This window comes from Methanimicrococcus hacksteinii (genome assembly GCF_032714515.1).
GTDB classification, from domain to species: Archaea; Halobacteriota; Methanosarcinia; order Methanosarcinales; family Methanosarcinaceae; genus Methanimicrococcus; species Methanimicrococcus hacksteinii.
On sequence record NZ_JAWDKC010000016.1, the window covers coordinates 1 to 741 of the forward strand.

Sequence of the window (741 nt, forward strand, 5' to 3'; positions counted from 1 at the left end):
AAGGGTCATGATAAGAACAACCATATAACTTGGTGTTAAAATCATGACTATGCAAATGAAAAATAAATACATTTTTCGTTCTAAAATTTCTGAAGCCAAATTTAGACAAATTGTGAAGCTTTTTGTTTTAGATTTAGATGCAACTCAAATATCCCAAATTATTGGTGTAAGCCGTATTACGATCAACAGATATCTCATGGCAATCCGCGAGCGGATTGCCGGATTCTGCGAAGCAGAATCCCCTTTTCAAGGAGAAATTGAAGTTGATGAATCCTATTTTGGCCCGAGACGGGTAAAAGGAAAGCGTGGGCGTGGTGCAGGCAGCAAAACAATTGTCTTTGGGATGAGAAAAAGGAATGGGAAAGTCTATACTGAGATCGTTCCAGATTGTTCTAAATCAACTTTGCAATCAATCATTCGAGGAAAAGTTGAACTTGATAGTGTTATTTACTCTGATAATTGGCATGGATATGACGGATTGGTAGATGTTGGCTATGATAAACACTATCGAGTAAACCATGGAAAAAATGAATTTGTAAATGGGAAAAGTCACATTAATGGGATTGAAGGATTCTGGGGTTACTCAAAATCCAGGATGAGTAAACATCGCGGAGTTCATAAAAAGTATTTTTATCTTCATTTAAAAGAATGTGAATTTAGGTACAATTATAGGAATGAAGATTTATATCAAAAAATCCTAAAAATCTTGAGAGAAAATCCTCTATTCTTATCTTGACCCTT

At 35.1% G+C, this 741-nt stretch carries 1 protein-coding gene; it reads left to right on the forward strand.

The features are described 5' to 3' along the window. The first annotated feature begins 49 nt into the window (after positions 1–49). On the forward strand, positions 50–736 hold the full coding sequence (locus MmiAt1_RS05045) for an IS1595 family transposase (protein ID WP_318785806.1): 687 nt from the start codon (positions 50–52) through the stop codon (positions 734–736). Positions 737–741: the final 5 nt, after the last annotated feature.